Annotated in this window: 9 protein-coding genes; all 9 read left to right on the top strand. The window is 63.6% G+C overall.

Going from position 1 to position 9,777, the window contains the following annotated elements; all coding sequences use genetic code 11:
* Positions 1–672 (top strand): Gfo/Idh/MocA family protein (locus DBR22_RS12035; protein ID WP_108599206.1); only part of this gene is annotated, 672 nt, incomplete at its 5' end.
* A gap of 53 nt (positions 673–725) precedes the next feature.
* Positions 726–1,601, top strand: coding sequence for a sugar phosphate isomerase/epimerase family protein (locus DBR22_RS12040; protein ID WP_108599219.1), 876 nt, complete (start codon positions 726–728; stop codon positions 1,599–1,601).
* A complete protein-coding gene (locus DBR22_RS12045; RefSeq protein ID WP_108599207.1) occupies positions 1,598–3,040 on the top strand; it encodes a sugar porter family MFS transporter in 1,443 nt (480 codons plus the stop codon). Before DBR22_RS12040 ends, DBR22_RS12045 begins: the two co-directional genes overlap by 4 nt.
* Positions 3,041–3,398: 358 nt before the next feature.
* Positions 3,399–4,400 (top strand): substrate-binding domain-containing protein, encoded by a 1,002-nt coding sequence (locus tag DBR22_RS12050; RefSeq protein ID WP_108599208.1) that lies wholly within the window; start codon positions 3,399–3,401, stop codon positions 4,398–4,400.
* Between the two features lie 63 nt (positions 4,401–4,463).
* Entirely contained in the window at positions 4,464–5,513 is a 1,050-nt protein-coding gene (locus DBR22_RS12055; RefSeq protein ID WP_108599209.1) for an ABC transporter permease, read from the top strand.
* A gap of 12 nt (positions 5,514–5,525) precedes the next feature.
* Positions 5,526–6,461 (top strand): ATP-binding cassette domain-containing protein, encoded by a 936-nt coding sequence (locus tag DBR22_RS12060; protein WP_108599210.1) that lies wholly within the window; start codon positions 5,526–5,528, stop codon positions 6,459–6,461.
* 108 nt (positions 6,462–6,569) lie between these two features.
* Positions 6,570–7,565 carry a Gfo/Idh/MocA family oxidoreductase gene (locus tag DBR22_RS12065; RefSeq protein ID WP_108599211.1) on the top strand — a complete coding sequence of 332 codons (996 nt, stop codon included), beginning with the start codon at positions 6,570–6,572 and terminating at the stop codon, positions 7,563–7,565.
* Positions 7,565–8,608 (top strand): Gfo/Idh/MocA family protein, encoded by a 1,044-nt coding sequence (locus DBR22_RS12070; RefSeq protein WP_108599212.1) that lies wholly within the window; start codon positions 7,565–7,567, stop codon positions 8,606–8,608. Before DBR22_RS12065 ends, DBR22_RS12070 begins: the two co-directional genes overlap by 1 nt.
* 36 nt (positions 8,609–8,644) lie before the next feature.
* Complete coding sequence (locus DBR22_RS12075) at positions 8,645–9,733, top strand: Gfo/Idh/MocA family oxidoreductase (RefSeq protein WP_108599213.1); 1,089 nt, start codon at positions 8,645–8,647, stop codon at positions 9,731–9,733.
* The last annotated feature ends 44 nt before the right edge of the window (positions 9,734–9,777 follow it).

A 9,777-nucleotide genomic window follows, 5' to 3' on the forward strand; every position in this document is an offset into this window, starting at 1 on the left:
GAGAAGCTCGGCCACAAGAGGATCCAGGTGGGCTTCATGCGCCGCTTTGACGCTGAATACGCAGCGCTTGGCCAGATTATCCAGAACCACGAGCTGGGCGAACTGCTGATGCTGCACCACCAGCACCGCAACCCCAGCACGCCGCCGGGGTTCACCAACGAAATGCTGATCAACGACTCCGTGGTCCATGAATTCGATGCAATCCGCTACTTCACCGGCGAGGAAATCACCAGCGTCCAGGTCCGGCTCGGCAAAGCCACAAAAAGCGCACCCGCCGGGCAGCACGACCCCCAGCACGTCCTGCTCGAAACCGAGTCGGGCGTCCTGGCCGACGTCGAAATCTTTGTCAACGCAAAGTTCGGCTACGAAGTGGCCACCCAGGCCTCCTTTGAAGAGGGCATCGTCAGCATCGGCGGGGACAAGGGTCCGTACACGCGCAGTGCCGGACACTGGGGCGGCAGCGTCACGCCCGGGTTTGAGGAGCGCTTCGGTGCCGCGTACGACGTCGAGATCCAGTCATGGGTGGACGCCGCCCTTCGCGGTGAAATCGGCGGTCCAACCGCCTGGGACGGCTACGCTACAGCTGCTTGCTGCGAGGCCGGCGTTGAGGCGCAGAAGAACGGCGAAAAGGTTGCCGTGAAGCTCAACGCCAAGCCCGCCCTCTACAGCTAGCGCATGCCCGCAACCGCCCTGACGACCCCCTGAACCACCATGGAGTGTCCTTCGTGAAAATCGCCCTTGACCCCACCCCGTTCCACCACTCGCACAGCCTGCTCGAATTCCCGCGGGTGGTAGCCGACCTGGGCTACAAGTACATGCAAATGACCCCGCATGCCGACGTGATCCCGTTCTACAACCACCCCAAAGCCGACGACGAACTGGTGGGGCAGCTGAACAAGGCCTGCAAGGATGCGGGCATCGAAATCGCCTCCGTCCTGCCGGTGCTCCGCTGGTCCGGTCCCGACGAGGATGCCCGCGAGGCCGCGGTCCGTTACTGGAAGCGTGCCATCCAGATCACTGTGGACTTGGGCGTCAGCACCATGAACACCGAGTTCTCCGGCCGGCCGGAGAAGGCCGAGGAGTCGGAGCGGGCCTTCTACCGCTCCATGGAGGAACTTCTTCCCATCATCGAACGGGAGGGGATCGATCTCCTGATTGACCCGCACCCGGACGACTTCGTTGAGGAAGGCCTTGCCGCCATCCGGGTTATCCGTGGGCTGAACTCAAAAAATGTCGGCCTGGTCTACGTCGCCTCGCACAGCTTCCACATGAAGAACGCGCCGCTGGACATCATGCGGGCCGCCGGTGACAAGCTCCGCCTCGTCCACGTGGCCGACACCATGGACCACCATGCCTCGCACGGGTTGCGCTACATCACCAACCCGCCCGGCAACCCGGTCCGGGTGCACCAGCACCTCAAGATCGGCGACGGCGACGTCAACTGGGATGAATTCTTCGGCGGCCTGCAGGAGATCGGCTTCCTGGACAACGAGAACGCTGTCATGGTCTCCAGCGTCTTCGCTGAGGACGACAACGCTGCGGAGGTCTCCCGCTACCAGCTGGAGACCATCCAGCAGTACGTCCGGAAGGTCGGCGTATGACGGGGACGTCCGCTTCCGCGGACACCAGCCGAAGGCAGCCAGCCAACCATAAACGCGCCCTGCGGACCGTCACCATCATCTCCACCTTCGGCGGACTGCTTTTTGGCTATGACACCGGCGTGATCAACGGTGCGCTGCCGTACATGCAGGAAGACCTGGGACTTACGCCGCTAACAGAAGGTCTGGTGACGTCCTCACTGCTTTTCGGTGCAGCCTTTGGCGCGCTGTTCGGTGGCCGCCTCGCGGACCGGAACGGCCGCCGCAAGATGATCATGGTCCTTGCGGTCATCTTCCTGGTGGGAACGCTGGCCTGCACCTTCGCTCCGAACACCGAAGTGATGATACTGGCCCGGTTTGTGCTCGGCCTGGCCGTGGGCGGGGCGTCAGTCACAGTTCCCGTTTACCTTGCCGAGGTTTCACCGAGCGCGCGCCGCGGGCGGATCGTCACGCAGAACGAACTCATGATCGTCACAGGGCAATTGTTGGCGTTCATCTTCAACGCCTACCTTGGCAACACCTTCGGCGAAGCAGGCGGAATCTGGCGCTGGATGCTCGTCATCGCCACGCTGCCGGCCATCGCCCTGTGGATCGGCATGAATTTCATGCCGGAGAGTCCCCGCTGGCTTGCGTCCATGGGGAGCTTCGGTGAAACGCTCAGCGTGCTCCGGCGAATCCGTTCCCAGGAGGAAGCCCGGACGGAGTTCGAAGAAGTCAAAGCGATGGCCGTGGAGGACTACAAGTCCAAGATGGGCTCGTGGAAGGACCTTGGCATTCCCTGGCTGCGGCGGATTTTTGTGGTGGGCATCGGCTTGGCCGTCATTCAACAGATCACCGGCGTGAACTCCATCATGTACTACGGCACCCAGATTCTCGCCCAATCAGGTTTTGGACGCGAGGCTGCACTGACGGCCAACATCGCCAACGGCATTATCTCTGTTGTGGCCACGTTCGTGGGCATCTGGCTCCTGGGCAAGGTCGGCCGGCGAAAGATGCTCATCACGGGCCAGATCGGCACCACCAGCGCACTGCTTCTGATCGGAATTTTCTCCCTGGTCCTGCCGGAAGGGACCGGGCGGGGCTTTGTAATTTTGGCTCTGACCGTCACCTTCCTTGCTTTCCAGCAAGGTGCCATCTCGCCGGTGACGTGGCTGATGCTTTCCGAGATCTTTCCCCTGAAAATGCGCGGCCTCGGCATGGGGGCCTCGGCCTTTGTGCTCTGGATCGTGAACTTCCTGGTCGGTTTCGGGTTCCCGCAGCTGCTCGCGGCGATCGGGCTCTCCAACACGTTCTTCGTCTTTGCGGTCCTGGGCGTGGGCGCCATCCTGTTCGCCTCCAGATTCGTTCCTGAGACTAAGGACAAGAGCCTCGAGGACCTGGAGCACTACTTCAAGAACATCGCCGGCGTGAAACCGGAAGGCGCCAAAACCCTCGCCGTCTGAATCTCCTGGCTACGAGAACCGAATGGGCAGTTCCGCCGAACACGGCGGAACTGCCCATTGTCGTATCCACAAGCAACGCGGGGTCACTTTCCGCCCAAAAACCGGGCGTTATTGGGCGGAAAGTGACCCCGCGTTGTTCCCACGCAAGGGAGACGTGACCCTGCCATCCATCATTCCTGGCGCGAGAATGGTCGCCTCCAGCACGCAGGGTTCCATGTTTTGTCACGATTTACGTGTTTACATACTAATGTCAGGACAAAGTATTGACATGTGTGGTTCAAGTCACCATGATCGATGTAGGCGATATTCCGGCGGCTGCAAGGTAGCAGCCCGGAGCTGAAATCAAAGGAGATTCACAGTGGTAAAACTCTCTTGGCGTAAGGCGGCACTGGTAGCAGCAGTTGTCCCGATGCTGGCCCTCAGCGCATGTTCAAGCACCGGCGGCAAGTCCGAGGAGACCGGCGGCGGTGCGGGCGGCGGCCAGGTGGCCACGACTGAACGGATCAAGATTGCCCTCATTACCCATGCAGCCCCGGGCGACACCTTCTGGGACATCCTCCGTAAGGGTGCCGAAGAGGCGGCCGCCAAGGACAACGTGGAACTGCTCTACACCTCGGATCCCGAAGGTGGCCGGCAGGCCCAGCTGATCCAGCAGGCCATTGACCAAAAGGTGAGCGGCATCGCCGTAACCCTGGCCAAGCCGGACGCGCTCAAGGACGTCCTGAAGAAGGCCACCGACGCCGGAATCCCGGTTGTCAGCCTCAACTCCGGTGCGGATGTCTGGGGTGACGTAGGTGCCTTCACCCACTTCGGTTCCGACGAAAACCTGGCCGGCGCCGCTGTTGGCGAGAAGCTTGCCGCTCTCGGAGCCAAGCGCCCGATCTGCGTGATTATGGAACAGGGAAACGTGGCACTTGATTCCCGCTGCGCAGGCGTCAAAACGAAGATCCCCGCCACCGAAAACCTGTTCGTCCAGGGAACTGACATGACCCAGGTTTCCTCCACCGTGACCGCAAAGCTACAGGCCACCCCGGACGCAGACGCGATCATCGGCCTCGGCGCACCGTTCACCCTCACCATCAACAAAGCGGTGGAAGCCCTGGGGCTGCAGGACAAAGTCAAGGTTGCTTCCTTCGACATGAACGGTGACCTTGCCCAGGCCATCATCGACGGCAAGGTGGCCTTCACCGTTGACCAGCAGCCATGGCTTCAGGGCTACGGCGCCATCGATGCCCTGTGGCAGGTCAAGCGCGGCGGCTACCACGTGGGAGGCGGACTTCCGGTCCTGACAGGACCGTCGATCATCGATCAGGCAGCAGCTCCTGACGTCCTCAAATTCGCCAAGGAAGGCATCCGCTAAGGATGCTCTGAGCCGGGTTCCGGAGTCCTCGGGCTCCGGAACCCGCCCTAGCAGGAGAACCCCATGACCCAGACATTATCCAAGTCCCCCCTCCCCGTTGCCGATGAACGAATCGGTAAACGCAACCCCCTCCAGAAGCTCCTCGGCCGCCCGGAAGTCGGCGCGCTCGTCGGCGCGATCGTTCTGTTCATCTTCTTCGCGGTGGTTTCCCAGACCTTCCTCCAGCCGGCGTCCTTCGCCACCGTGCTGTACGGCAGCTCCACCATTGGCATCATGGCCGTCGGGGTATCGCTGCTCATGATCGGCGGTGAGTTTGACCTCTCCACCGGTGTCGCCGTGATCTCGTCGGCACTCACGGCATCGATGTTCAGCTGGTACTTCAGCACGAACATCTGGGTGGGGGTGGCCTTGGCCCTGCTGGTTTCCCTGGCCATCGGCTTCATTAACGGCTGGATCCTGATGAAGACCAAACTCCCCAGCTTCATCGTCACCCTCGCTACCTTCCTCATGCTGACCGGCCTGAACCTGGGCCTGACCCGCATGATCGGCGGCGGTGTGTCTTCCCCCTCGATTTCGGACATGGACGGCTTCGCTGCCGCCCGTGCGGTCTTTGCGTCTTCAGTGAGGATTGGCGGGATTGACGTCAACATCACGGTGTTCATCTGGATCGCGCTGGTGGCCGTCGCCACCTGGGTGCTGATGCGGACCCGGGTGGGGAACTGGATCTTCGCCGTCGGCGGAGACGAGAACGCAGCCCGCGCCGTGGGTGTCCCGGTGAAGGCAACCAAGATCGGCCTGTTCATGGGAGTGGGCTTCTGCGGCTGGATCCTGGGCATGCACAACCTCTTCGCCTTCGACACCGTGCAGTCCGGTGAAGGTGTGGGCAACGAATTCCTCTACATCATCGCCGCGGTGATCGGCGGCTGCCTCTTGACCGGCGGCTACGGATCCGCGATCGGCGGCGCGATCGGCGCCTTCATCTTCGGCATGGCCAACAAGGGCATCGTCTACGCCCAGTGGAACCCGGACTGGTTCAAATTCTTCCTGGGCCTGATGCTTCTGCTGGCCACCATCGTCAACCTCATCGTCAAGCGCCGCGCGGAACTGAAGTAAGGGGCCGGAGAAATGAATGCAAAGCAGATCGACCAGCAAACACTGCTCAAGAATGAACGGGATCCGCTCACCCACACGCCCGTCCACCTGCTTTCCCTCGAAGGGGTGGGTAAGCACTACGGCAATATCATCGCCCTGTCCGATGTGACCATGGCCGTGGACAACGGCCGGGTCACCTGCGTCCTGGGCGACAACGGTGCGGGTAAGTCAACGCTGATCAAGATCATTGCCGGCCTGCACCAGCACGACGCCGGGGTACTGAACATCATGGGAGAGGAACGGAAGTTCAGCTCACCACGTGACGCCCTCGACGCCGGCATTGCCACGGTGTACCAGGACCTCGCAGTGGTGCCACTGATGCCGATCTGGCGTAACTTCTTCCTCGGTTCCGAACTGACGTCCGGCTTCGGTCCATTCAAGAGCATGGACGTCCAGAAGATGAAGGACATCACGCTCAAGGAACTCGCCGAGATGGGCATCGACCTCCGGGACGTGGAGCAGCCCATCGGGCAGCTCTCCGGCGGTGAGCGCCAGTGTGTCGCGATCGCCCGCGCCGTGTACTTCGGCGCGAAGGTACTGATTCTGGATGAACCAACGGCGGCACTGGGCGTGAAGCAGTCAGGCGTCGTCCTCCGTTACATCCTGCAGGCCCGTGACCGTGGGCTGGGGGTCATCTTCATCACCCACAACCCGCACCACGCCTTCCCCGTCGGGGACCGGTTCCTGCTGCTCAAACGCGGCAAGTCGATCGGCTACTACGACAAGAAGGACATCACCCTGGACGAGCTCACCGCCCAGATGGCCGGCGGCGCCGAGCTGGCGGAGCTCGCCCACGAGCTCGAACAGCTCGGTGGCCACGGCGACATCGTCAAGGAAGTTAAAGCGGAAGTCGCTGACGTTGCCGACGTCGCCGAAGCCTCACGGGAAAGCAGCCCACGGCACGCCTAGGCAGCCGGGATGGGGGTCCGCCTGAAAGCAGGACCGGGCCCCCTCCCGCCACGCCGTGGCGCAGATGCCACCGCACGAAGCAGTTATAGAAGCAGAACGGAACACAACATGCCGATCCGGGTTGGCGTTATCGGCGCCGGTGTCATGGGCGCAGACCACATCAGGAACCTCTCCACCACCATCAGCGGCGCCGAGGTCACCTTCGTGGCAGACCTCGACGCCGGCCGGGCGGCGGCAGCAGCGCCGCCGTCGGCTCGCATCACCACCAACCCAACCGAGCTCATCGACTCGAGCGACGTTGACGCCGTCGTCATTGCCTCGCATGACGACACCCACGCCGGCCTGGTGCTGGAGTGCTTTGAAGCGATGACCCCGGTGCTGTGTGAAAAGCCGTTGGCTCCGACGCTCCTGGAAAGCCGCGAAGTGGTGGAGGCCGAGGCAGACATCCTTGCCGCAACCGGGGCCCGGCTGCTCTCCATGGGTTTCATGAGGCGGTTCGATCCCGGCTACGCCGCGCTGCGGGAAGCCACCCAGGCGCGCAGCCAGGGCGAGCCACTGCAGGTGCACTGCGTCAGCCGGACGGCAGCCTCAGGGCCGGGCGCAAGCTCCGAATCCGCCATCACCAATTCGGCCATCCACGAGTTCGACATCATCCCCTGGCTGCTGGGCTCACCCGTCACCGAGGTCTCCTGGCAGGCGGGACGCAGTTCCCGGCACAGCACTGGAGATCTGCGGGACCCTTCCTTCATGCTGCTGCGCGCAGCAGACGGCACGCTCGCCACCCTGGAACTCTTCCTCAACGCCCGGTACGGCTACACCACCGCCTGCGAGGTCGTGTCGGAATACGGCACCGCCGCCCTGCCGGAGCCCGCCGCCTTGGCCATCAACCAAGAGGGGCAGCGGCGTTCCGAGGTCCCCGCTGACTGGCGCCCGCGCTTCGCCGACGCCTACCGGCTGCAGCTCCAGGCCTGGATTTCCTCGCTCCGCCGGGGTGAACCGGCACCGCTCGCCACCGGGGAGGACGGCCTGCGGGCATCGCAGGTTGCCCAAGCCATGATCCGTTCGCTCCACAGTGATGGAGCCTTCACGAAAGTGACCTACTGATGCCCCTCAGCACCCTGCCGGCATCACGGGTACCGGACTCACGGGACGCACCGTCCCTGCGGTGGGGGATCATGGGACCGGGGTGGATTGCCGAGCGCTTCACCGAATCGGTGCAGGCCCACACACACCAGGTGATCGCCGCCGTCGGCTCCCGTTCCCTGGCACGCTCCAAGGCCTTTGCCGATACCTTCGGCGTGCCCACCGCCTACGGCAGCTACGAGGAGCTGGCGGAATCTCCCGATATCGACATCGTCTATGTCTGCACGCCACACAACGTCCACCACAGCGCTGCCCTGCTCGCCATCGACGCCGGCAAACACGTCCTCATCGAGAAGCCCATCGGGCTCAACGCGGTGCAGGCGCGGGATATCGCCGCGCGGGCCACAGCTGCCGGCGTCTTCGCTGCCGAGGCAATGTGGAGCTTCTTCCTGCCAAAATTCGATGTGATCAAGCAAATGCTCGACGCCGGAATGCTGGGGACTGTGACCACTGTCCTAGCAGAATACGGCGAGTTCTTCGACCGCAGCCACCGCATCTTTGATCCGGCACTGGCCGGCGGTCCGCTGCTGGACCTGGGCACCTACCCGCTGGCACTCATCACCGAGGTCCTGGGCTCGCCCGAACGGCTGCACGCCGCGGGCCAGCCACACGAATCCGGGGTCAACGCCCAGCTCTCCGCCATCATGGAATTCCCCGGCGGGAGCCAGGCCGTGATGAACACCCAGCTCCACAATTTCACACCCACCGCAGCAACCATGGTGGGCTCCGAGGCCACATTGACCATCGACGGACCCTTCAACATGCCCGGCGGTTTTGAGGTCAGGTTTCCCGAAGGGAGGCGGCTCCGCCACGACGAACCAGCCGGCGGCCACTTCGAAGGCCTGCACTATGAAGCAGCGGCGGTGGCCCGCGCCATCGCCGCCGGACAAACGGAAACCACGCAGCGGCCCCTCTCTGCGTCCATCCGGACCATGGAAACAGCCGATGAAATCCGCCGCCAGCTTGGCATTGACTTCCCGGGCGAACACAGCGGTTCCGCCTGAGCAATTGTTGTATTGACTATCGAAAGGACCTGGCCCATGGCCTACATCGAACAGCGCTCCGCCGGACTTCCCGCCCCGGTGCGGCTGGGCCTCATCGGGTCCGGGTGGATGGGGGCGTTCCATGGTGAGAGCATCGCCCGCCGGGTTCCCGGTGCCGTGCTGGCCGCCGTTGCCGATCCGAACCTGGACTCCGCAGCCTCTGTGGCGGCCGGGCTTGGTGCAGCGAAGGTCACCGCCGACGCCGCAGACATCCTGGCCGATCCGGACATTGATGCTGTCATCATCGCCAGTCCTGCCCGGTTCCACGCTTCCCTGATCTCCCAGGCCGCCGCGGCGGGAAAGCACGTCTTTTGCGAGAAGCCTGCTGCGCAGAACCTCGAAGAACTCGACACGGCCCTCCACGCTGTGGAAGCGGCGGGAATCCACTTCCAGATCGGCTTCAACCGCCGCTACGCCGCTGACTTCCAGGCTGCCAAGAACGACCTTGCCAACGGTGTCGTCGGGACGCCGCAACTCCTGCGCTCGCTGACCAGGGACCCGGGCACCGGGAGCATCGGCCACGCAGCCAGGATCCCGGCCTGGACCATCTTCCTGGAAACACTGATCCACGACTTTGACACGCTGAACTGGTTCAACGAGGGCGCGGAGCCTGTGGAGGTCTACGCCGCCGCGGACGCCCTGGTGGAACCAGGCCTCCGCGACCAGGGATTCCTGGACACGGCCGTGGTCACCATCCGCTACAGCAACGGAGCCCTGGCGGTGGCGGAAGCGAACTTCAGCGCACTTTACGGCTACGACGTCAGGGGAGAGGTGTTCGGCTCCAAGGGCATGGTCCAGGCGGGGCGCCCCACTGAGACAGCTGCCGTGAGGTACACCGCCGAAGGCCTGTCCGCAGACACGCCACGACTCAACGTGGAGCTCTTCCGCGATGCCTACACGGACGAACTCGTGGACTTCACCGCGGCGGTCCGCGCACGCCGCGAAGGCGACCAGCCGCCGTCGGGCGCTTACACCCTTACCCCGGGGCCCGCCGATGCCCGGCGTGCCCTGGCCATGGCACTCGCGTGCATCGAGTCTGTCCAGCGAGGCGGACCGGTTGCTGTTGCCCAGAAGGCGGCAGTCTGATGCGGCTGGCCGTATGCGCCGAAATGGTGTTTACGGGGCTGCCG

Source organism: Arthrobacter sp. HMWF013 (genome assembly GCF_003061105.1).
In the GTDB taxonomy this organism is placed as follows: domain Bacteria; phylum Actinomycetota; class Actinomycetes; order Actinomycetales; family Micrococcaceae; genus Arthrobacter.